This is a genomic window from Chryseobacterium vietnamense, assembly GCF_031454475.1.
GTDB classification, from domain to species: domain Bacteria; phylum Bacteroidota; class Bacteroidia; order Flavobacteriales; family Weeksellaceae; genus Chryseobacterium; species Chryseobacterium vietnamense.
In genome coordinates this window covers 137,741-160,378 of record NZ_JAVDQX010000001.1, presented here as the reverse complement: position 1 = coordinate 160,378, position 22,638 = coordinate 137,741, and the positions used below count along the sequence as shown (strand labels likewise).

At 35.4% G+C, this 22,638-nt stretch carries 21 protein-coding genes; 16 read left to right on the top strand and 5 right to left on the bottom strand.

Translation table 11 applies throughout. The annotated features are described in order from the left end of the window. Positions 1–23: 23 nt before the first annotated feature. The 8 genes from J2786_RS00735 to J2786_RS00700 all read left to right on the top strand — a co-directional run bounded on the left by J2786_RS00735 (position 24) and on the right by J2786_RS00700 (position 7,099). On the top strand, positions 24–1,214 hold the full coding sequence (locus J2786_RS00735; RefSeq protein WP_047432597.1) for an alanine dehydrogenase: 1,191 nt from the start codon (positions 24–26) through the stop codon (positions 1,212–1,214). Beyond that, positions 1,214–1,585, top strand: a complete 372-nt coding sequence (locus J2786_RS00730; RefSeq protein ID WP_047432600.1) for a DUF4258 domain-containing protein — start codon at positions 1,214–1,216, stop codon at positions 1,583–1,585. The genes J2786_RS00735 and J2786_RS00730 overlap by 1 nt, the downstream gene beginning before the upstream one ends. A gap of 18 nt (positions 1,586–1,603) precedes the next feature. Then, positions 1,604–2,377 (top strand): histidine kinase, encoded by a 774-nt coding sequence (locus J2786_RS00725; protein ID WP_082001981.1) that lies wholly within the window; start codon positions 1,604–1,606, stop codon positions 2,375–2,377. Next, entirely contained in the window at positions 2,352–3,062 is a 711-nt protein-coding gene (locus J2786_RS00720) for a LytR/AlgR family response regulator transcription factor (RefSeq protein WP_047432602.1), read from the top strand. Before J2786_RS00725 ends, J2786_RS00720 begins: the two co-directional genes overlap by 26 nt. Before the next feature lie 110 nt (positions 3,063–3,172). Continuing rightward, positions 3,173–3,562, top strand: a complete 390-nt coding sequence (locus J2786_RS00715; RefSeq protein WP_047432603.1) for a hypothetical protein — start codon at positions 3,173–3,175, stop codon at positions 3,560–3,562. Positions 3,563–3,664: 102 nt separating this feature from the next. Next, a complete protein-coding gene (locus J2786_RS00710; protein ID WP_082001995.1) occupies positions 3,665–5,938 on the top strand; it encodes a cation:proton antiporter in 2,274 nt (757 codons plus the stop codon). A gap of 103 nt (positions 5,939–6,041) precedes the next feature. Beyond that, complete coding sequence (locus J2786_RS00705; RefSeq protein WP_047432607.1) at positions 6,042–6,539, top strand: hypothetical protein; 498 nt, start codon at positions 6,042–6,044, stop codon at positions 6,537–6,539. Positions 6,540–6,574: 35 nt separating this feature from the next. Beyond that, the gene (locus J2786_RS00700; RefSeq protein ID WP_310023616.1) at positions 6,575–7,099 is read left to right on the top strand and encodes a hypothetical protein; all 525 of its coding nucleotides are present in this window, start codon (positions 6,575–6,577) and stop codon (positions 7,097–7,099) included. Between the two features lie 7 nt (positions 7,100–7,106). Here the strand turns inward: J2786_RS00700 and J2786_RS00695 are convergent, their stop codons facing one another. Further along, the gene (locus tag J2786_RS00695) at positions 7,107–7,754 is read right to left on the bottom strand and encodes a hypothetical protein (RefSeq protein ID WP_047432613.1); all 648 of its coding nucleotides are present in this window, start codon (positions 7,752–7,754) and stop codon (positions 7,107–7,109) included. Between the two features lie 453 nt (positions 7,755–8,207). On the opposite strand from J2786_RS00695, the gene J2786_RS00690 reads away from it, so the two are divergent. From J2786_RS00690 to J2786_RS00655, 8 genes are all read left to right on the top strand, one after another. After that, positions 8,208–9,230: a LysM peptidoglycan-binding domain-containing protein gene (locus J2786_RS00690; protein ID WP_047432618.1), complete on the top strand. Its 1,023-nt coding sequence runs from the start codon at positions 8,208–8,210 to the stop codon at positions 9,228–9,230. A 1-nt stretch (position 9,231) separates the two neighbouring features. Next, a complete protein-coding gene (locus J2786_RS00685; RefSeq protein ID WP_047432621.1) occupies positions 9,232–10,083 on the top strand; it encodes a DUF4280 and LysM peptidoglycan-binding domain-containing protein in 852 nt (283 codons plus the stop codon). Positions 10,084–10,086: 3 nt separating this feature from the next. Beyond that, complete coding sequence (locus J2786_RS00680; protein WP_052187014.1) at positions 10,087–12,606, top strand: M23 family metallopeptidase; 2,520 nt, start codon at positions 10,087–10,089, stop codon at positions 12,604–12,606. 5 nt (positions 12,607–12,611) lie between these two features. Next, on the top strand, positions 12,612–13,526 hold the full coding sequence (locus J2786_RS00675) for a hypothetical protein (protein ID WP_047432624.1): 915 nt from the start codon (positions 12,612–12,614) through the stop codon (positions 13,524–13,526). A gap of 126 nt (positions 13,527–13,652) precedes the next feature. Further along, positions 13,653–14,789, top strand: a complete 1,137-nt coding sequence (locus J2786_RS00670) for an SH3 domain-containing protein (RefSeq protein ID WP_047432626.1) — start codon at positions 13,653–13,655, stop codon at positions 14,787–14,789. Positions 14,790–14,802: 13 nt separating this feature from the next. Next, complete coding sequence (locus tag J2786_RS00665; RefSeq protein WP_156121468.1) at positions 14,803–15,543, top strand: hypothetical protein; 741 nt, start codon at positions 14,803–14,805, stop codon at positions 15,541–15,543. A gap of 105 nt (positions 15,544–15,648) precedes the next feature. After that, positions 15,649–16,893 (top strand): hypothetical protein, encoded by a 1,245-nt coding sequence (locus tag J2786_RS00660; RefSeq protein WP_047432632.1) that lies wholly within the window; start codon positions 15,649–15,651, stop codon positions 16,891–16,893. Positions 16,894–17,267: 374 nt separating this feature from the next. After that, entirely contained in the window at positions 17,268–18,110 is an 843-nt protein-coding gene (locus J2786_RS00655; protein WP_047432636.1) for a prephenate dehydrogenase, read from the top strand. Between the two features lie 109 nt (positions 18,111–18,219). Here the strand turns inward: J2786_RS00655 and J2786_RS00650 are convergent, their stop codons facing one another. The 4 genes from J2786_RS00650 to J2786_RS00635 form a co-directional block, all read right to left on the bottom strand. Beyond that, positions 18,220–19,638 carry an L-serine ammonia-lyase gene (locus tag J2786_RS00650; protein WP_047432640.1) on the bottom strand — a complete coding sequence of 473 codons (1,419 nt, stop codon included), beginning with the start codon at positions 19,636–19,638 and terminating at the stop codon, positions 18,220–18,222. Positions 19,639–19,738: 100 nt separating this feature from the next. After that, the gene (locus J2786_RS00645; RefSeq protein WP_047432642.1) at positions 19,739–21,082 is read right to left on the bottom strand and encodes an ammonium transporter; all 1,344 of its coding nucleotides are present in this window, start codon (positions 21,080–21,082) and stop codon (positions 19,739–19,741) included. Between the two features lie 83 nt (positions 21,083–21,165). Further along, positions 21,166–21,831 carry an alpha/beta hydrolase gene (locus J2786_RS00640; RefSeq protein WP_047432645.1) on the bottom strand — a complete coding sequence of 222 codons (666 nt, stop codon included), beginning with the start codon at positions 21,829–21,831 and terminating at the stop codon, positions 21,166–21,168. Between the two features lie 120 nt (positions 21,832–21,951). Beyond that, a complete protein-coding gene (locus tag J2786_RS00635; protein WP_047432647.1) occupies positions 21,952–22,578 on the bottom strand; it encodes a YceI family protein in 627 nt (208 codons plus the stop codon). Between the last annotated feature and the right edge of the window lie 60 nt (positions 22,579–22,638).

The window sequence follows — 22,638 nt, the reverse complement described above, 5'->3', positions numbered from 1 at the left end:
GTAAGACATAATTTAATTTAAGGATGAGTACAAATATTTTTACTCCTTTCACAGAAGAAGAATTAATGCCGAAAGAGGAAAAATTGGAGGTTATAAAGAAAGGGAAACAGTTCAGTATTGGAATTCCTAAAGAAACCTGTCTCAACGAAAGGAGAACCTGCATTACTCCTGACGCCGTACAGGTGTTGGTAGAGCACGGTCATGAGATCATTATTGAATCAGGAGCCGGAGAAGGTTCATTTTTTACAGATTTACAATATTCCGAATCAGGAGCGAAGATCACTAATGATCCTAAGGAAGCTTTCGGACAGGATCTTATCCTGAAGGTGAATCCTCCTACAGAAGATGAAATTGAGTATATGAAACCTAATACCTATCTGGTTTCAGCACTTCAGATTAACCTTAGAGACAAGGACTATTTCTTAAAGCTTGCAGAGAAAAAAATAAACGCCATTGCTTTTGAATTTATCGTTGATGAATACAAGCAGCTGGCTTTGGTAAGATTAGTCGGTGAAATTGCAGGAACCGTTTCTATCTTATATGCCTCAGAATTATTAGCCTTATCCAACGGTTTAATGCTTGGAGGGATTACAGGAGTAAGACCTGCAGAAGTTGTGATCCTTGGAGCCGGAATTGTGGGTGAATTTGCTACAAAAGCAGCCATTGGTTTAGGTGCGAGCGTAAAGGTTTTCGACAACTCCTTATCAAAACTGAGAAGACTTCACACCATCGTTGACAGCCGTGTACCGACTTCCATTATTGATCCTAAAGAACTCAGCAAAAGTTTAAGACGTGCCGATGTAGTGATTGGAGCGTTGCCAAGACTTAACATGACGCCTATCGTTACCGAAGATATGGTGATGAAAATGAAAAAAGGCAGTGTCATCATCGATATCACGATAGACAACGGTAAAGTGATTGAAACTTCTGAGCTTACCACGATGGAAGATCCTTACATCATCAAACACGGAGTTATCCATTGCGGACTTCCGAACCTTACTTCCAGAATGCCGAGAACGACCACCAAGGCCATCTCGAATTTCTTCCTTTCCTATATTTTAAATTATGACGAAGAGGGCGGCTTTGAAAACATGCTGATCCGCAAAAACGAAATGAAGCAGAGCTTATATATGTACAAAGGAAGACATACCAAAAAGATCATCTGCGACCGTTTCGGACTTACGTACCACGACATCAATCTTTTAATTTTCTAATGAAGAAACTGAAATTTTATGCAATAGGCTTCGTTCCGGGGCTTTTGATCGTATTTTTTATTTTAAACAAAAAAGGGGCAAGCTGCAGCGGATATTTACCGAACAGCCGTGTGATTGCTGAAAGTCTTTCCAAAGAATTCAAATATTCTAAAGAAGCTAAAAATGCAATGGCAGCCTACAAGATTGATGAGAAATTTATAAAAGACAGCATCATTACCAAAGGAAAAGTAGATTTTGACCGCAGTCATGCACAAAAGAAACCATGTCCTGATTATCTTTTAACCTACCCTGAAAAGAATCCGTCTTACGAGATCACGTATGAAAAATGTGAAGAAACAGTGACGGTCAACAGTCTTAAAAAACTGAAATAGTTTCAATAACTACGAGCTATGGACGGCAATTACTACATGATTCATGATTATCTGATATTCATCGGAGTCTTTGCCATTTTCCTGTTTCTGACCACCAGTATTTATCTTTTTAATCAGAATCAGAAGCTGAAACAGAGAAATACCAAACTATCAGAAACCAACAAACTTATTGAACAGCGTCTGAATGAAGTCCGTCTTGAACATATCGGGACAAAACTGAATCCGCATCTGTTTAAGAATATTCTCAATTCGGTACAGTCTCATGCCTATCAGACCTATATGTCACTGGATAAGCTGGCGAATGTGCTGGACTATATTTTATACGAAAGCAATAATAAGTATGTAAGCCCGAAAGAAGAGCTTAATTTTGCTTTAAGCCTTATTGAGATTAATAAAATCAAGATCAACCCTCTTTTTGACTTCAGAATTAAATCCAGAATCAATAAATCTGACGCTTTGTACGAAGAAAAGGTATTTGCTCCGCTGATCTCTGTAGATCTTATTGAAAATGCCTTCAAGCATACGGATTTTCTGGCTCAGGATTCTTTTATTTCTATTTATATGGAGCTTGAAAATGGTGTGTTCACCATGAAAGTCAGCAATAAAGCTTCTCTGAAAAACATTCTGGAAAAGGAAAAAAGCGGTTTTGGAAGCCAGTCTTTTGATCAGAGACTTAAAATGATCTACAGCACTTATTATCAGCTGGAAAGAAGCTCAAAAAACGGAATCTTTACAGCGGAATTAAAAATCAATTTAGGAGAATTCTATGATAAAATGCGTTATTCTGGATGATGAATTACTGGCTATCAGTTATTTAAAACTTCTATGCGAACAAATTGAGAATGTAGAAGTGGTAAAGGCATTCAATGATCCTAAAATTTTTCTGAACGAAATAGACAATCTCGACTGTAATCTGTGTATTCTGGATATTGAAATGCCGGGAATGACAGGACTTCAGGTAGCTGAGATTATTTCAGGTTCCAAAAAAATCATCTTCACAACGGCTTATAAAGAATATGCAGCCGAAGCTTTCGATCTGAATGTGGTGGATTATGTAAGAAAACCCATCAAAAAAGAAAGATTAATCCAGGCCTTCGAAAAAGCTAAAGAGCTGGTAGAAAGTACGCCTAAAAAGACTTTCATCGAGTGGAATACCAACATTGGAAAAACCGTTATCTTCACAGAACAGATTTCTTACATCAAAACCTCTGAAATTGACAGCAGGGATAAAGATATTATGCTTATTGACGGAACGACGATCGTTTTAAAAAACCTGAATTTCAAAAACCTTCTTGAAATGCTGCCGTCAAAAGATTTTGCCCAGGTCAACAAAAAAGAAATCATTGCGCTGTCTTCCATCAAAGTATTTTCAACCAATGAAATTATCACTACTATTCCTACGGAAGATCACAGTTTTCTGAAACTTCAGATCGGCGATGCTTATAAAAGTTCACTGATGGAGCTATTCGGAAAATAGACCTTTTTCAAATCTTTCCGGTTTCATTACAGAATACAGTCCCTTTATTACAACTCCCCTTTTTCAGTAAGTAATCCCTTTACTTTTGCATAGAATTAATTGATTTTATAATGAAAAACTGTTTCTATGCTGCAGGACTTCTCATATCCGGCTTGTGTTTTTCCCAGGAAACCTCCTCAAAATTAAAGGTTTCGTTTTTTGACGGAATCGCAGCAGCCGGATATGTAGATCATGGTGCATTTATCAACTTTACCGGACCGAACGTAAGCCTTACCCACAAAAACGTAAAATTTATATTGGGAATGCTTCCTTCATTGAGAATTAAAGAAGACCGTTCATCGGGAACTAAAAACAGCCCTATTATGCCCACTTTAGGTGCCGGCTTCACTATGGTTTATAAAAAGATTGCCCTTCAGATTCCTGCTTATTACAATACGAAAACAGCCGATCAGAATGGCACCTGGAAAATAGGAATCGGGCTCGGCTATTCTTTCAGATAGATTTTATTACATTTTTTAGAACATTCGTTACATTTAAAAAAAAAGGATATTTAACATAACTATATTCTTATCAAATTTGCATAAAATATTGGAATCATGAATTTGGGGAAATACAAAAATTTAATTTTCTATATTACGACCATAGCCGTCTTTTCTGCTCTGATGTATTATTTCATCATTGAAGGACAGACGCTGGAAGTAAAGGAAAATATTGTTGCTAACACCAGCACCGGATCTACCTGGGATAATTTCCTGGAATCATTCAAAACCAATCTTCACCATCCGCTTGCCTTATTATTGGCACAAATTGTCACTATTATTATGACAGCAAGGCTTTTCGGATGGATTTGTATGAAAATAAAACAGCCTACAGTAATTGGAGAAATGATTGCAGGTATTGTATTAGGACCATCACTTGTGGGAATGTATTTCCCTGAGTTTTCTGCATTTCTTTTTCCTAAAGAATCATTGGGCAACCTTCAGTTTCTGAGCCAGATAGGTCTTATCCTGTTCATGTATATCGTTGGGATGGAACTGGATCTGAGTGTATTAAGGAAAAAAGCTCATGATGCGGTTGTCATCAGCCATGCCAGTATTATTATTCCTTTTGCATTGGGAATAGGACTTTCTTATTTTGTTTATCAGGAATTTGCTCCGGATGGGATTCAGTTTACGTCTTTTGCTTTATTTATAGCCATTTCGATGAGTATCACAGCATTTCCGGTCCTGGCAAGAATCGTACAGGAAAGAAACCTTCAGAAAACCAAACTGGGAACGATTGTTATTACCTGTGCAGCTGCAGATGATATTACTGCATGGTGCATTCTGGCAGCAGTCATTGCTATTGTAAAAGCGGGTTCTTTTACAAGCTCTATCTATGTGATTATCATGGCTATTGCTTATGTATTTTTAATGATTAAAATTGTAAGACCTTTCCTGAAAAGAATCGGAGACCTTCAGGCCGGAAAAAATACGATCAGCAAACCCATGGTGGCTATTTTCTTTCTGACATTGATCTTATCTGCATATGCTACTGAAGTAATCGGTATTCACGCTTTATTTGGCGCCTTTATGGCAGGAGCTATTATGCCGGAAAATACAAAGTTCCGTACGCTTTTTATTGATAAGGTAGAGGATGTGGCATTGGTGCTTCTGCTTCCATTATTCTTTGTATTTACAGGACTTCGTACCCAGATTGGCCTGCTTAACGACAGCCACCTGTGGATGACGGCAGGATTTATTATTCTCACCGCAGTTCTTGGAAAGTTTGCAGGAAGTGCCCTGACCGCCAGGTTTGTAGGTATAAACTGGAAAGAAAGCTTAACGATAGGAGCTCTGATGAATACAAGAGGCCTTATGGAACTTATTGTGCTGAACATCGGATATGACCTTGGTGTTTTAAGCCCTGAAATTTTTGCAATGCTGGTGATCATGGCTCTCTTTACTACTTTCATGACAGGACCGGCACTGGATTTCATTAATTTTATTTTTAAATCTAAAAAGAACCAGGACGAGTCTATTCAGGATAATGATTCCAAATACCGTGTTCTTCTCTCATTTGACAAGCCGGAATCCGGAAGTACCTTATTGAAACTTGCACACAATTTTACTCATAAAATGAACGGCAATAAAAGCATCACCGCAATGAATATTGCTCCGGTAGATGAAATGCATGCCTATGACATCAACGAGTATGAGGAGTCACAGTTTCAGAATGTCATTGAAACCTCCCACGATCTGAATCTGGAGGTCACTACCCTCTTCAAAGCCTCTACTGATATTGAAAGCGATCTTACCAGCATTACCAATAAAGGACATTATGATCTTCTGCTGATCATGCTTGGAAAATCTATGTATGAAGGCAGTTTATTAGGAAGGTTATTAGGTTTTACCACCAAGATTATTAATCCTGAAAAACTACTGAACACGGTAAAAGGTAAAGGAAACATATTCAACAATTCTCCTTTTGACGATTTTACGCTTCAGATTCTCGACAAAACCAATATTCCTGTAGGAATTTTGGTGGAAAAAGATTTTAAAGCAGCCGATAAAGTATTTGTTCCGATCTTTAATCTGAGTGATTTCTACCTTCTTGAATATGCAAAAAGGTTGATCAATAACAATAATTCTCAGATTATCATCCTTGATGCCGCAGGACAGATCCGAAATAATATTGAGGTAAAAGAACTGATAAGAAGTATTGAACAGGTAGCTCCCAATCATATCACGTTGTACAATGAGAAAAAGATTGAGAAAGAATTCCTGAATTCCCAGGATCTGATGCTTATCAGCAGTAAAAGCTGGAAAAACCTGATCGATACAAAGAGTCTATGGCTGTCTGACATCCCATCCACATTAATAATATCAAATCCATAACACATAATACACACCGATATTTCTATTTCTATTGAAGCTGTAAATATTATTCGTTGTCTGTAAAGAAAAAACGGGTATATTTATAGCTTCAATTTTTTGGGACATGCTGATTAACAGTGAAAATGGAGTTATAGAGCTGGAAACCTTTGCTACCACACTTTATAAAGGAATGAGTCTTGATCACCTGAAACATTCTGATTTTTATAAAGAAAAGTATCATAATCTGTGGGATGTAAAAACCGGATATTTTTGGTATTATTTTAAGGCTATAGAAATACAGGGATATCAGGTATCTTTCAGCTTGTGCTTTTTTAAAGACCAGCTGGACATTATCCATATGAACACATGGGAAAATGGTGATGCCAAAGACTGGAATGAATGGACAGAAGAAAAAGAAATGAACGTTTTTCACCGGAACAACACTTTTCTATCGAAAATTCTGAATAAGCCTCCAACCCAAAAAAAGAAAAAACCTTACCCAAGCTGCACCTTCAAATTTCCCTGGGGAGATGTGTGGTCGGTCTACGACCCGAGAAGCGCCGCCAGCCTGATGGGAATCAATTATAATGAAGAGGAAAAACAAATACAAAATAACTTATAACCAAAGAATAAGATTTTACTATGTGCCGATATGCCATGATGGTTTACAAAGGACATTATGCCTGTTTTAACTGCCAGAAAACATTCAAACGCCGCCACCTGAAAGATGTGGACCGGGATGCTCAGACCTCTGTAGAAGCCAAGTGCCCTGAATGTGGAAATCTGATGGCCAATATGGGACTTGATTTTAAATCCCCTCCCAAAAATGATGACAAGCAATGGGCTCACATCCGTGATTTATATACGGTTGGAATTACTTTTCATTCATGTGGATGCTCTGGCCCGGGATATATTCCCCAGGACCGGAAGGCTATTATTGACTATCTTGAAAAAGTCCGTTCAGAATATATGAAATCGCTGGTATTCTGGAGATACCGGATAGAGCCAGAAAATAAAAAAGAACGCGAGCTGGATTATCAAAAAAACAGTTCACACCTATGGACCGTCAACCGTAATGCTTTTAAAGAAACAGTGACTAATCAGGAAGGAATCAACTATTGGCTTAAAAGAATTAATGAAGTGGAAGAAAGACTGAATATTATCAAAGCTGATAAACTATAACGCTACTCTAATTCACAAGCTTCAGAAGCCTTTTAAAATCTTCTTTGATCTCTTTTTCCTGCTCAGCCGGATAATCCGCACTGATACCTGATCCGTGTATGTCATTATTGCTGATCAGAATGATATTTCCGTTTTCAAAATAATTCCGGGTCATTGTAATCTTTGATTTTTTCAAATCAAATACTTCAGTATCATTATGTTCTTTCATTGCTTTAGCATCGTAGAAAAGCGGTCGGTTATATTTATATTCTTTTTCGAAAACAAAAGAAAGTTGTCCGTTAAGAAGATAATATTCTGTCAGCTTCTGTCCCATTTCTCCATAATGTTTCGCAATTACTTTTTGCAGACCTCTGTCCGTATAATAAAATGTGGCCTCCCCACCTTCTGCAGATTCTCCTTCAATATCCTTCTTTTTAACAGAAGCCCATGTTGTTATGGAATTGATACTTTTAAAATTAGCTTGAATAGGTTTTATCCTATTTTTTAAACTTTTGCTGCCTGTAGTATCTTTTTCGTCCAATATTTCCCCAATCTTTACATTATCCCGCGCTTTGGTATTGAAAAAAACAGATGCCTGATCACCAGACTTCTGAGCATATGCAGAACCTAAACCAATCAATAGTATGAAAACTCCATGCAAGAATCTATTCTTCATATTTTCTTTTTTTTTAGCTTTAAAATTAAAAATAACTTTTGGTTGTACTGTATATAATGAAGCTACAAAAGTTACAAAAGTTTTTTATTGCTCTAAGTTATAACTACCTGTTTTAGCTTTAAAAATCCTTATACCAGCTTAGATTCCTGCTGAATGACACAATCGGACTGCTTGTCTTACCATACAGTTTGTCATTCCATGTAAATCCAACTTGCATGCATAAAAACATCAGAAAGTCACAATCTGGCCAACTCTTTCAAACTGAAGACGTAAAATTCCCTCCTCCTGAGGGGTGGCGAAAATTCAAAGAATTTTTGACGGGGTGGTTTTCAGGGAGGTTTTCTTCACACCATCAATTTCATGTCGTAATTCTACGACAATTTTTAAAATTTAATCCCAAAAATTAATTTCCAACAGAGTTTTTTAATAGCTTTATCTGATAATTCACATTGGATGGAAATTGATTTTTTACAATATCAGGTACGAAACGGAGACACACTTACCTCCATCGCTTCCCGGCTGGGTATGAGCAGTGAGGAGCTTAAGGTGTTTCATAATTCTCATTGCCCGAAAATGGATAAAGTCTGGTTTGAAAACCTTAATGACGTTAAAAAGATTTTTGTCCCTATTCATTTTAAAACAGAATCTCAGAAGGAAAATGAAATGAATAGCAGCCTTCCCGGCCAGTTCTCTTCTTCCTTTTGGGCCAACACATACAGCATCAATGAAACTTTTGAAACCTCTTTTGAATCTCCGGTTAACATCGATTATACCATTGATTTAAATCTTAGAAAAGACAAAAACAAAGGTCAGTATGTCCTTAGCTACAGTCAAAAAGACTTTAAATCCGGAGGAAATGAACCGGATGATAAGGTAAGCGGCCTTTCTCTAGCCTGTATGAAAAGCATTATGCCTCTTGAATTTGTCCTAAATGAACAAGGCAGGATAAAAGGATTGGCAGATCATAAAAAAATTACAGACACCTTTACTCAAAAGCGTAAAGATATTGAAGAGTTTTATATAGGAGAAGTGGCTCAAAATTATATGGATTCGTTTGAAAGGAACATCAGCAATGAAGCATTTTTATTACAGCAGTTTCAAAGCACGCTCCTCTTTCAGACTTTATTTCCTAAAACAGACTGGTTCCGGAGAAAAATAAAGTGGACAGAACGCTTTTATTTTTTACAGAATTCATTTCCGGTAGCCTGTGAAATCAATCCTGAACAGAAAAATGAAGAAGAAAACTCTGTTTTGACTATTTTAAACGGAAAAATCACCGAACTATGTACCCCACAGGAGATCATGCGCGGGATCAGACTTCAGGAGCAGGCTGCAGAACCGGCTTCAGGAAATATCATATTAGAATACACAACTCACACCAAAAATAAGAATCTTCTTCAGGCTAAAGCCTCGGTTTTACTCAGCCATGAAGGAATATTGATACACCAACATCACATCAATATAACACAAGGATAATATGAAAAATTATGTCACACAAAAAGGCGACACTTTCAGTTCACTGGCCCGGCAGTTTAAGCTGAAAAATGAAGGTATTTTAAAAACTTACCATAATCTCCACTGTCCGCCGGAAGATGTCATGCAGGAACCTGTTCCGGGAAAAACGATTATGATTCCGGAAGATTCCCAGTTTATGACTGAGGAAACAGAACCTCAAAATATATCTCTATCTTCTCAGGAGGAATCTTCAGAAGATGTAGGCTCCGATGAAGGAAATTCAACGGAAGAAACTCCACAAAATGAAGAGCAGCCATCCGGAAAAGCTGAACAGCAAACAGCTAAAGAGGAAAAGAAGGATAAAAAAGAAGACAGTGGCTCCAGTCCTCATGAAGGAAAATATTTCGTTGTGCAGAAAGGAACTGTGCAATGTAATCAGGGATTTAAATTTCCAAAATTTAAAGTGACCAGCCATCAGAAGCACTACTGGAATGATGAAGAAGGAAACGCTGATTATCTTGCTGTAACGGAGGATGACCTTCAACTGGATCCTGCTGCACAGCCGTTCGGACAATGCAAACTCAAACCAACTTCAGGAGGCTATCTTCCGTGTGCTTATGCACCAGCAGGAAAGTGGCAGAAGACGTATGAGAAAGTAAAAGTGATGGGAAAAAGCTGCGTTACAGAAATCTCAGAACTGATGTGCAGCACAGGAGGAAAAATAACTATTCTCAAGCACGGACAGCAAAGTGAAGTTGGTAAAAGCCAGGTTGCCAAAGCAAATGCGCAGGAACAGCAGGTTTATAATCCCGTTGTGGATTTTGATGAATTCAAGGAAGATACAAAAGATACAGACGAACTTTATTACAGCTAAGCCATGACAGGAACTATTATCGGGAATCAGAATCCTCTGGTAGGAACAACCTATACCTACGAAATAAAACCTTCGGGACTCTCATTTGGTCTGAAAGGTGACTATGAATGGTATCTGTACAAGAAACAGAAAAACGGAAACTGGAAAGATATTACCAACCAACCTAAAAAGGGTGAAAAAGTAACGTACAGATTCGGAGAAATAGGCCTGGGTATAGAATTTCAAATGAAAGTCTATGAGATTAAAAAAGGAATTTTGCCCGGCATGTCTGCCACCAAAGAACTGGCTGGCAGTTGTATATTGATTCCGACCAGTGATAAAGTTTCAAAAATAGAGAAGGTAATTCTTTTCAACAGAGGCGCAAAAGACGTCAATAAAGCCAGCTACCGTGATACTCTTATTGCGCAGGCTCATTGCATAGCGATGTTTAATAGAGAAATTGAGTTTCACCTTTGGGAAGATGATGCTCCTGGAAAAGGCCACGATGCTAATATCAATAAAAATAACCGTCATACCCGCAGCTATAAGGCTCGGGTCAATGAAAAAGGGATTGCAGAAGTCTCCATTCCTCTGATGTCTGATGAAAAAATCCTTCGTCAGATGGCCAATCAGTTTTTGATGAAGGGTGACAGGAATGAAGGCGCGAATCATGAGTATTATGTTACGGCCACTTACTCAGGCCAAATTCAGGGAGCCAGCCAGGTGAATGTAGATGTAGCCAACCCTGATTATAAAGGGCAGCCTCAAAATCAGCCCCAACCTAAACCACAGCCTGATAAACACACCCCAAAATTCCCGGCCGGACAAGGAGGTGGTCCCAAACAGCCGGATCCTAAAGGCAATATTATAGAAGCGGTTTTCATTGATGATAAAGGAAATGAGCTTTCCAAAGTTGCAGTAGGTGATAAAGTAAGGGTAAGAATCCACTCCAAGAATATGGTGGGAAAACATATCCAGTATGTTATCTGGGAATATGATACCACTTCCAATGATGAAGTCTACAGAAGCGGAAATATTAAAATTCCTGCCGATGTATGTGATACTTCAGGATTTGTCATTACCAAAGACATTTTCGGAAAAGGAATAGACTCTCCTATCGGCGATCCGGATTCCGATACACAAAATTATTTCATCGAAATTATCTCCAAAGATCTTTCTGCAGAATCACAGAAATTTGGGGTAAATTCGGAAGGTCTGATGCAGGTGGAGAAGGTGAAGAGTGCGGCGGGGGTGCAAAATACACAGAAACCAGATAAGCCAGGAAGTTGTATATGTCAGGAACAATACAAAGATCTAATATGGGGTGGAAAAGTAAGTTGTGAGTTTAGGAAGAAAGTAGTACAAATATGTGCTGAATTATGGGGTGAAAATAGAAAGCTAGAAATGGCAAATGGATTAATGGCTGTAATGAATGTTGAAACGGCAAGCTCATTTAAAGCACACCAAATAATGGGGCAAACTTTAAAGAATGTTAAGGCCATAACAAAAGATGATTTTTGGCTTGTTCAAAAAGATAAAAAAACAGGGAAAGAAGTTCGTACTTCACGAGCAGTTGGATTAATTCAATTTACACAATCTGCGTTACAAGCAATTGGAGAATTTAAATCTGGTAGTGGATTTGATAAATTACATGAAGTAAAATTACGTTTTGCAACAATGGGAGAAATTAAACAACTTGATTATGTTAAAAAATATTTTGAACCTTCAAAAAATAAAATTAAAACCCCAGAAGACATTTATTTACATGTATTTGCTCCTAAAGGTGTAAATCAATCAGATAATTATGTTTTATATGAGAAAGGAACTATTGAATATACTCAGAATGAAAGTGTTGATAAAAAAAGTAAAGGAACAAATAAAGGAGATGGTAAGATTCAACGTTCCGAAATTTTAGAAAGATATCATAATAGTTATAATGATGGAATTACTAATAAAACACAAAAATTTACTTGTAATAATTCTCCTGAAAAACCAGATGAAAAGCAATCATCCAAATGCCCAGAAGATTGTTCACAATGCTTTGAATATGCTGATGTAATAGATAACCCTAAATTAAATGATCAAAGTAACAATGTAAATAAAAATAGATTCCACAGAACCCCTCGGTACAATAACAAACACCCAAAAGGATACTATCATACAGGTACAGATATCTTAGCACAATTAGACAAAGAATTAAAATCAATGCTGTGTGGAGAAGTTGTAGAAGCTCTTGACACAAAAGGTGATTTAGGAAAAATAGTTACTATTAAATCAAAAGATAAAAATGGTAAATTTATTTGGATAAGATACTGTCATTTAAATTCATTTTCTGTATCAAAAGGGCAGAAAATAAAACATGGAAAAGCTTTTGGTAAATCGGGTAATACTGGTAATGCAAAAGATATTTCACCTCAGTATTATCATGTTCACATCGAAGCATCAACTGACGGAGTTTTCTATGGAGGAACTACACGTGTCGATCCAGAACAATTTATGAAAACAAAATTTGATGAAACTATAAAAGGAAATCATATTAAATAATAAACATGAATAAAATATTTTTTATAATCATTGCAATTATCACTTTACAAAGTTGTAATGGACAAGAAAAAAATAAAAGTCAAAATTCTAAAACTACTAAAATTACAGTCCAAGATGATAACACTATCAATTTTCTAGATGTAAAATACCAAGAAACTGGTTTTTTCATTCCAGACATCTCCAATCCTTATCCAACATATACCTATTCAGATAAAAAAATAGGTATTTTCAGCGTAGACTTTATTGGAAAAACGGATGAAACTCAATATTTTTGGAATCCTAGTAATTTGAAAGGTTATTATTCAAAATCTACTAACCCTGAAAATGATGCCCAAAATTCAAAAGCGATAAAAAATCTTATTAAAGAAAATGATTATTATGTAGTTGCCTCATATCTACCTAATAAATTCATTACTTATACTGGAGGGGAAGCTGGAGAATTTGAACCAAAACAAAATGCAAAAACAACATTTTATTTATATGAAGATAGAAAATGGAAACAAATAGGAGAAATAGAAACTTCAAAAATTCCAGAAGATATTTTAGCTTTTGAAACCAGTCTTATTCAGAAAGAGCTCTTTAAAAATCTCAAAAACAATTCATCAATTTACGATGGTATTCATTCTACTTCAGTAGAAACAGAAGCTACAACAACAGGTATGGCTTCTATTTCATATAAATTTGACATTAAAAAAAATAATATATTGTTATCCTTAAACACATATAAAGAGTCCAACCTGTGTGAAGGTAAATATATAGGTATCGAAAAAGACAATCACCTAGAAGTCTATTATAGTGGTGATCAATTAAATTGTGTAAGTATTGATCCAAAATTTATAATTAAACACGACAAAAATCAATTTTATATAAAGGGAATAGGAGGCGAATCTACTAATAGTGAGTGGATAATGATGCAATAAATATAGTTCAAAGATCAAAAAAGATGGATTTAAAAAATAATTATTACAATTTAGGCCATCTAGAATTTCTGGGATTCTAATAAGGCCGAAAACTCCTATTGCTGGATTCTAAAATAAACACAAATAATGAAAAATATTTCTTTAGCTCTTTTGTATTCATTTCTACTTTCTTGCACCAGACAAGAAAGTAAACTTCAATTGCGTAATATTAAAGATATAATTTCATTAAAAGACGCACCTTATAACATTACAGATGAAGGAGACGGCACAAAATCAAACTATGATGACCTGTCTCCTGAATTTATCAACAAAGCGAAAAAAGTATTAGAGCAAAGAAAATTTCAATTTCCGGATGAAAATACCTTTAATCAAAAAATTTTGGATGTATTTTCTTTCAATTTAAAAGATTATAAAAATTCCATAATTGCTTTACGTACGGCAATGTTTCCAGAGGTAGCTATTAAAGAAAATAAATTTATTTTCATTCAGGACGCTGGTGCTGCCGAACCAGAGTTTATAAATCCTGACTTGTTATATCATTTTAATTCTTACGTATTTTATAATACTCCTGTATCATATGTTTGGTTGCAAACAAACAATTTAAATCTTTTATACGATTTAGTTGTTTACTATGGATACAATAGGGATAAAAAGCTTGTAGAATCAGTATTTAAAAAATTCGATTTTAATAGCCTTTCCGATATGGAGCAGTTAATTTTTGTAGATTCTGACGGCTATAAAAAATTAAAAAAACAAATATTTGACGACATAGAAACTATTATTTATAAAGGTAAAGTTGAAGACTTTTCTTATGCTAAAGAAGGTAATGGTTATTTAAGAATAGGTGATATAATAAATAAAATATCATCATCTCCAAAAGAATATTTTGAACCTGAAAAAACAATATCTTACTTATTTGAAAGAGAATTAAGAGTTGGAATACAAGGTAATATTGAAAGCTATTTAAATAAAAATCCAATATATATATCAAATCTGGAAAAAAATAAATTTTATGATTTACCTACTTTAAAAGACTATGTGAAATATATTTATCAAAAAGAAAGCAATACCAATTTTATCATTCAGGATAGTGATGGTTTTACCAATCTAAGGAAGGAGAAAAACTCTTCTTCCCAAATCTTACAAAAGATCAACACCGGTGAACAAGTTGAAGTTTTAAACCAAAACGGAGATTGGTGGTTAGTGGTTTCTAAAGAAGGTAAAAAAGGATATGTCCATAAAAGCAGGATAAAATCTGAATAAATAACTTAATCAAATGATGAAACCCTTTTTAATGGTATTTGTACTCATACTTGTTGCATGTTCAGACAAGCCAAGAGAAACATCAACATCTGAAGTTTCAAGCAAGTCAGATAACACTAAAAACCTACTTCAATTAACTAAAATCAATTGTGACGAAGAAAGTACAGAATCAACAAGTTATACATTAAACTGTAAAAACTTCATTGTCTCAAATACCCTTATTGAAGGAAGTGATCAAAACAGATATGAACTTATAACTTTTGTTTTTGATGACATAGAGAAGGCTATAATTAGGAAAATCAATAATGAAGATCTAGAAACCTCTTCTCCTATTGTATATTTTTCAAATACCTCTAAAAACTATATCATCTTCTTTCCTATAAATGGTGAAAACCATTTTGGGTGGAAATTATATCTGTATAAAAATAAAGTTTCATACCCGTTGGGACAAAGGGTATTATATTGGAAACCAGATTATGAAGAATCTGATATTAATTATTCTGGTATCTTAAAAATCTATGAAACAGGAGATAATATTCTTGTTGAAATACCAAGTAAGTATATTATTAAAAATGATAATGATTACCAAAATTATCCTAATTATTTAGATGGAAAATATTATGAGAAGGAAGAGAAATCCTACTTTGAATTTTCAATATCAAAAATAGAATATTACAAAAAGTATACAAATGGACTTTTTGAAGGAGATTATAATAAAATGATTAATAATAAAATAATTGACTTAATAAAATAAGCCATTCATAAGTATAGAATATCTGATAGATTTTCTAGGAATGCTCACTTCAATTTATTATAAGTTAGAGACCATAAAATCACTGAATGTAAAAACTTTGAATTAATGAAGGGTATATTATTTATAGCAATTTTAGCATTTTCGGTTATTGCTTCTTGTCAAAAGAAAGAACAGACAATAATTGATAATTCAAAAAATATAACTATGGAAACACCTCAATGCCTTCAATCTCAACTTCAGGCAGGTTTCTCAGCAGAAAAAAGTGAGACAGATTATCCTAATTATAATTATAACGAAACTGATCTTGATTGCTCTATACCTATATTAGAATCAGAATTATCCAAAAAAGGCTATAGGTCTCCATCTACAGAAGAGTTTATTAAAAAAGTATTTGATATTTTCAACCGAAAGATTGATTATGATATGGCTACTAAATATGTTTATTTAGATGGCAATAATCTTTGTAATAAGTCAATTACCTATAATAGAAACTCAGATGCTGAAATGACTCCTAAATCTTATTATATAGTTAAAAATAATAAATTTATCACTGAATTATTTGCAATTCCTGAAATTACAGATTATTCAAAAGTATTTCCCGAATCTAAAAATTTTGAAGACAATGTTAAAAAAATCCAAAATGAGGTAAGCATTACAAAATGGAATGAAGATAAAAATTTAACACAAAAACGTTTCGAAAATATAAATAAAATAGCAGCTCGCAATAAATACCTATTTAATGATAGTAAGTCTGATTTAGCATGGTTACTAGCACATGATAAAAACTTCTTAAAACAATTGGTTACTACTTTTGGATATGATAAAGAAGAAAAAATAAATAAGCAGGTTATAGAGGATCTATACAAATCATATACAGAATCAGGACAACTTTGGCAGGCAGTAAAACTAGGTGAAATATTTTTCACTAAAGATTGCCAAGGAAAATTAAAGATTCAGGAGGGTTTATTAAGCTATGTTTTTAACAACACCAATGAGAATGATGACAGATTGATATATGCATTGAGCAATTACCTAAATTATTTATTCAAAGATGACAAAGATGGTATTTTTGCTGAAGCACCGTCTAAAAAATTCAGTGTTGAAGAAAAAGCAAAAATAATAGCTTATGTAGCAAATATAGAAAGTCCTGCATTTTATAAATATAAACCTTTAAATAGTAGTCGTGCTTGGCAAAAGGCAGGAACTTCGTTCTACAATATAACAGGTGCACATCCAGAAATATTAAAGATTATTGAACAAAATAATTATTATGGATTAACTCCTGTAAAGAATGTTGTTGAAAATGGACAGTTAGAAGATGAAGCCTCACTGTCTCCTCAAGGAGATTAGCTTTATTTACAGATATTAGATTAGATTTCAAGTAATTACTCAAGCATATGAATAGATTACTCTTATTAATAACTATACTAATATCATACAAAAGTCCTTCACAAGAGAGAAATAAAGACAATAATATTACAAGGAGAAGTCATAGTAGAAGCCTAAAAAACATAATCAAAAGCCAACTCATCCCATCCCTATACAATTTAGAAAAGAAAATTTCGTTTCATTTAAAAAATATTTATACCTTTGCTCTGTGATTTTTAACAACGGAACATATTATTATAGAATTTTCACCTCAGCTCTGGGATAGGATTCTTATGAATATAATTTAAAACCTCGTCCTAGGGACGAGGTTTTTTTATTTAAAAAAATGTAAAAAGATGAAAATAAGTATTATTGGAGTGGGATTAATCGGAGGTTCGATGGCTTTGAAATTAAAAGAGAAAAATCTGGCCAGCTTCATCTACGGAATCGATAACAATACACAGCATATCAGTGACGCATTGGATCTTAAGATCATCGATGCCGGAGTAGATCTTGAGCATGGAATTAAAAATTCGGATCTGATTATTCTTGCTATCCCTGTAGATGCTGCCAGGAAAATGTTACCTTCTGTTTTGGATCTTGTATCTGATCAGCAGACTGTAATGGATGCAGGTTCCACCAAAGCAGGCATTGTACATGCGGTAAAAAACCATCCGAAACGGTCAAGATTTGTGGCATTTCACCCGATGTGGGGAACAGAGAACAATGGTCCGAAATCCGCTATTGCTGAAAGTTTCTCCGGAAAAGCGGGTGTGATATGCAACAAGGAAGAATCGGCTGATGATGCTCTGGCTACCGTTGAAAAGGTAGTCAATGCCTTGGATATGCACATGATTTACATGAATGCGGAAGATCATGATGTTCACACCGCTTACATTTCACATATCTCCCACATTACGTCTTATGCCCTTGCCAATACCGTATTGGAAAAAGAACGCGAAGAAGAAACAATTTTCCAGCTTGCCAGTTCCGGTTTTTCAAGTACCGTACGTCTTGCCAAATCGCATCCGGAAATGTGGGTTCCCATTTTTAAACAGAACAAAGAAAATGTACTGGATGTTCTGAACGAACATATCACTCAGCTCAGAAAATTCAAATCCGCTCTGGAAAAAGAAAACTATGAATACCTTGAAGAGTTGATTTCCAACGCCAACAGAATCAGAGGAATTTTAAGATAAAAATTCTTTATATGATACTAAAAGCCCGACGGTTTTTACTTTTATTTTATTAAGAAACCCTTAGTCAGTAATGGCTAAGGGTTTTATTTTTAAAATAGTGTTATTTATATTAACATTCCGGAACGTTAACTGCAATCGCAAGTCCGCCCTCAGAAGTTTCTTTAAAACGGTCACTCATCGACTGGGCAGTTTCCCACATCGTCAGAATCACCTCATCTAATGTTACTTTTGCTTTCGTAGGATCGCTTTCCAGTGCAATATTGGCTGCCGTAATGGCCTTCATTGCACCCATTGTATTTCTTTCAATACACGGAATCTGTACCAGCCCTTTAATTGGGTCACAGGTTAATCCCAGATGATGTTCCATTGCAATTTCTGCCGCCATCAATACCTGTCCTACACTTCCTCCTAAGATTTCTGTAAGTCCGGCAGCTGCCATTGCAGAAGAGACTCCGATTTCTGCCTGGCACCCACCCATCGCTGCAGAAATGGTTGCATTTTTCTTGAATAATGTTCCGATTTCTCCTGCTACAAGTAAGAATCGTACAATATCATCCTCATTGGTAAATGGTGTAAATGCCTGCGCATACATCAATACAGCCGGAATTACTCCACTTGCGCCATTGGTAGGTGCGGTAATAATTCTTCCGAAACTTGCATTCTCTTCATTCACTGCCAGTGCAAAACAGGCAATCCATTTGTTGATATTCGTAAAGTTCTCTTCAGCGTCTACTACCTGCTGGAACCATTCGTCTTTATTTTTATAGATCTTATCTCCTAACAGTTTTCTGTTGATTCCTGCGGCTCTTCGGGAAACATTCAGTCCGCCTGGAAGAATTCCTTCTTTATTGACCCCTTTGTAAATACATTCTTTGATCTGCTGCCAGATATAAAGCGCCTCCTGTCTCGTTTCTTCCTGAGTTCTCCAGCTTTCTTCATTCATAAAAATCAGATCTGAAATCTTATCAAATCCCAGTTTTTCACAATATTTTGCAATATCCGAAGCCTTATGACAAGGATACAATGTACGTACACACTGCTTTTGGATAGAGTTTTTTTCCTGGCTGGCAATGAAACCGCCTCCTACGGAATAAAAATCCTGCACAAGTTCAGTTCCGTCTTCAAAAACAGCTCTGAAGATCATTCCGTTCGGATGAAAATCAAGGCTCTTTTTCATGTTTAAAATCAAATGATGTCCGTAGATAAACGGAATTACCTTTTCACCACCAAGGTTAATGGTTTGAGTACTCTTGATGTAATCTATCTTTTCATCAATTTTTGAAGTATTAATGGTTTTAAAATCTTCTCCATTCAATCCAAGCATTCCTGCAATATCAGTTCCGTGCCCAATCCCCGTTTTTGCGAGTGAGCCAAAAAATTCAAGAAAAACCTCTTTAACTTCTTCTATTGATCTTTCTCTTTTTATAATCCTGATAAATGCTGCTGCTGCATTCCAAGGTCCCATTGTATGTGAACTGGATGGGCCTATTCCTACTTTAATAATTTCAAAAACCGATATTGATTCCATAAATGATTCGTCATTTTCCTCAAAAACAAAGATACATGATAAATCCTAAAATATACCTTCAAATTTTTAATGAAATTAACATATCATCACAATATAAAAGCTATTGCAGGCACTCCTCATGCTGAGACAAATCAAGCCCTTTATTTTCAGACTCTTCGGAAACTCTTAATGTAATCAGTGAGTTTGTAAATTTATATAAGATGAGTGATCCTAAAAAAGTAAAAGCAGAAACTAAAACCAGGGCTGCTATATGATGAAGAAAAACATCGATTCCCCCGTGAAGCAGACTTGCTTTTTCACCATGTGCAAAGATAGCGGTAAGAATCATTCCCATAATCCCTCCTACTCCATGGCAGGCAAAAACATCCAGGGTATCATCTACTTTCTTTAAAACTTTCCAGTTTACCATCAGATTGGAAACGATCGCTGTAATAAATCCAATAAAAAGACTTTCCGGAATACTTACAAAACCACATCCCGGAGTAATCGCCACCAGCCCTACTACAGCTCCAATACATGCACCCAAAGCTGAAACACTTCTTCCGTTTATTCTGTCAAAAAAGATCCAGGTCATCATCGCAGAGGCAGACGCTATGGTAGTTGTTCCAAAAGCTGTAGCTGCAGAAGCAGAAGCACTCAAAGCAGATCCTGCATTAAATCCGAACCATCCAAACCACAGCATTCCTGTTCCCAGAAGTACATATGGTATGTTGGAAGGCTCATGGTGAGGATTCTTTCTGTTTCCTACCACCAGAGCTCCTGCAAGGGCCGCAAAACCGGCACTCATATGCACAACAGTTCCTCCTGCGAAGTCTTTTACCCCAAAATATTTGTTCAAAAGACCATCAGGATGCCATACCATATGACAAAGCGGCGTATAAATAAATAGGCTGAAAAGAACGATGAATAGTAAATAAGAGATAAAACGCACCCTTTCTGCAAAAGATCCGGTAATAATCGCGGGAGTAATAACAGCAAATTTCATCTGAAACAAGGCAAAAAGGATAAATGGTATGGTGGGAGCCATCAGTTTATGCGGAAGATTTCCTACTCCGCTAAAAAATGGATAACTGAGCGGATTCCCAATGATACCGTAATGTTTGCCAGCAATGGTAATTCCTAAAGATTCACCGAAAGACAAAGAAAAACCTACGACTACCCAGACCATAGAGATCACTCCTAAAGCAATAAAACTCTGCAGCATGGTAGAAATTACATTTTTCTTTCCCACCATTCCTCCGTAAAAAAAGGAAAGCCCGGGTGTCATAAGCAGAACAAGTCCTGCCGCTGCCAAAATCCAGGCAACATCGGCACCAACAATTTTATCTTCACTTAAAAATTCTCCTGTATCAGGAATATCTGTAACCGGATTCCAGAACAATCCACCAATTGCAACGAGTGTGATTATTGAGAATGAAACAATCCACTTTAATCCTACTTTCATAAAATTATATTTAACCCCATCAAATTTAAATATAAATTCTTTAAAAAATACATTTTTAAAACAATTACCCCTAAAAAAATATATTAACTAGTTACATTTTCTATTTTTTCAAAAAAGATCTCTTTCAGTATTTTGGAAACTTCTTTGGATTTCGTAGCCGGAAAAAGATGTGTTCCTCCTTTTACCACGTAATTCGGATTAGAGTAACGGATTGGGAAAACAATATCTTTATCGCCTAATATCTGAATGACATTCGGGTTTTCATCAAACTTCCACTCAGATACTTTTTCTACAGACCATTTCAGGTAATAAGGATCTCTCACTTTAAAATATTGAAGGAGTTTAGGATTTTTAGGATCAAAAAGCTTTCGGATCACGGCATACACATTGGCTGCTTTGTCGTTGAATAAGCCTACAGGAAGTATTCTTGGAATTTTTGTAACCTCACCTGTCCTAATGAATCTGGATTTTTCCTTGTCTGATTTTATACTTCCAAGGATCACCACTTTCTCTGCAGGTTTCAATTGATTGATCTCCTGCACAATAATTCCTCCAAAAGAATATCCCAACAGGCAGAAGGGCTCGGAATCATCTACTTTTTCCGCCATTCTTTTGACATAAGCATCGAAGGGCTCATTTTTTTCAGGAATAAGCCAATCTATAAAAATCAATTCACAGTGTTTGGGAAACTCTATTCTTTCAAGGACCTTAAAGTCTGCTCCCAGACCGCTTACGATATAAATTTTCATACCACTAATTTATGAAAAATACAGAAACAAGGGAATGACAGCTTCTAATCTTTATGTCATGAAGCATAAAAAAAAGAGCAGTCTTTACGAACTGCTCTTCTGTATTGATAAAAATATATCTTATTTTTTCTTCTTCTGAATTCTGTTCTCGTTATCCAGCATTTCTGTAGTCACTTTGAATTGAATATCCATTTCGTTCTTAATGAAATAATCTTTCAATGAAGACTGATAGAATACTTTAAAGTCTCTTCTGTTCAGGGAGAACTTTGCAGATTCAATAGATGTGGTGAACTGAGTAACGTATACATTCGCAGGGAAAGAAATTGTTTTTCTCACGCCTTTAAGGGTAAGGTCACCATACACTGTAGAATTGTATTCACTGTTTGCTAAAGGAATAATTTTAGTCAAATGGAATTTTGCAATAGGGAATTTTTTTACTTCAAAGAAGTTTGAGCTCTTCAGATCATTGGTAAGTTTGATCTGATCTTCATCAGAAACATCACCCGCCATCATACTTCTCATGTCTATTACAAACTCTCCATCTACCAGGACCGTATGGTCAAAGTTAAATTTTCCACTTTTCAGCTTTACTGTTCCTGAGTGGGAAGTCTCTTCGGTTTTTACCACTTTATACCCCCACCATCTGATCTCTGATGAAGTCACTTTTGACACTTTATCAAATTTCTTTTGGGCAGAAACAAATGACATGCTTGCGCACACCATAGCAAACAATAGTAATCTTTTCATTCTTTTTTATTTACAATTCAACAAAAATAAAAAAAAGTGTAGAACTTCTACACTTTTAAT

Coding starts and splice junctions, on each gene's coding strand:
- J2786_RS00735 (WP_047432597.1), top strand. CDS start 24: ATGAGTACAAATATTTTTACTCCTTTCACAGAAGAAGAATTAATGCCG.
- J2786_RS00730 (WP_047432600.1), top strand. CDS start 1,214: ATGAAGAAACTGAAATTTTATGCAATAGGCTTCGTTCCGGGGCTTTTG.
- J2786_RS00725 (WP_082001981.1), top strand. CDS start 1,604: ATGGACGGCAATTACTACATGATTCATGATTATCTGATATTCATCGGA.
- J2786_RS00720 (WP_047432602.1), top strand. CDS start 2,352: ATGATAAAATGCGTTATTCTGGATGATGAATTACTGGCTATCAGTTAT.
- J2786_RS00715 (WP_047432603.1), top strand. CDS start 3,173: ATGAAAAACTGTTTCTATGCTGCAGGACTTCTCATATCCGGCTTGTGT.
- J2786_RS00705 (WP_047432607.1), top strand. CDS start 6,042: ATGCTGATTAACAGTGAAAATGGAGTTATAGAGCTGGAAACCTTTGCT.
- J2786_RS00700 (WP_310023616.1), top strand. CDS start 6,575: ATGATGGTTTACAAAGGACATTATGCCTGTTTTAACTGCCAGAAAACA.
- J2786_RS00695 (WP_047432613.1), bottom strand. CDS start 7,754: ATGAAGAATAGATTCTTGCATGGAGTTTTCATACTATTGATTGGTTTA.
- J2786_RS00690 (WP_047432618.1), top strand. CDS start 8,208: ATGGAAATTGATTTTTTACAATATCAGGTACGAAACGGAGACACACTT.
- J2786_RS00685 (WP_047432621.1), top strand. CDS start 9,232: ATGAAAAATTATGTCACACAAAAAGGCGACACTTTCAGTTCACTGGCC.
- J2786_RS00680 (WP_052187014.1), top strand. CDS start 10,087: ATGACAGGAACTATTATCGGGAATCAGAATCCTCTGGTAGGAACAACC.
- J2786_RS00675 (WP_047432624.1), top strand. CDS start 12,612: ATGAATAAAATATTTTTTATAATCATTGCAATTATCACTTTACAAAGT.
- J2786_RS00670 (WP_047432626.1), top strand. CDS start 13,653: ATGAAAAATATTTCTTTAGCTCTTTTGTATTCATTTCTACTTTCTTGC.
- J2786_RS00665 (WP_156121468.1), top strand. CDS start 14,803: ATGATGAAACCCTTTTTAATGGTATTTGTACTCATACTTGTTGCATGT.
- J2786_RS00660 (WP_047432632.1), top strand. CDS start 15,649: ATGAAGGGTATATTATTTATAGCAATTTTAGCATTTTCGGTTATTGCT.
- J2786_RS00655 (WP_047432636.1), top strand. CDS start 17,268: ATGAAAATAAGTATTATTGGAGTGGGATTAATCGGAGGTTCGATGGCT.
- J2786_RS00650 (WP_047432640.1), bottom strand. CDS start 19,638: ATGGAATCAATATCGGTTTTTGAAATTATTAAAGTAGGAATAGGCCCA.
- J2786_RS00645 (WP_047432642.1), bottom strand. CDS start 21,082: ATGAAAGTAGGATTAAAGTGGATTGTTTCATTCTCAATAATCACACTC.
- J2786_RS00640 (WP_047432645.1), bottom strand. CDS start 21,831: ATGAAAATTTATATCGTAAGCGGTCTGGGAGCAGACTTTAAGGTCCTT.
- J2786_RS00635 (WP_047432647.1), bottom strand. CDS start 22,578: ATGAAAAGATTACTATTGTTTGCTATGGTGTGCGCAAGCATGTCATTT.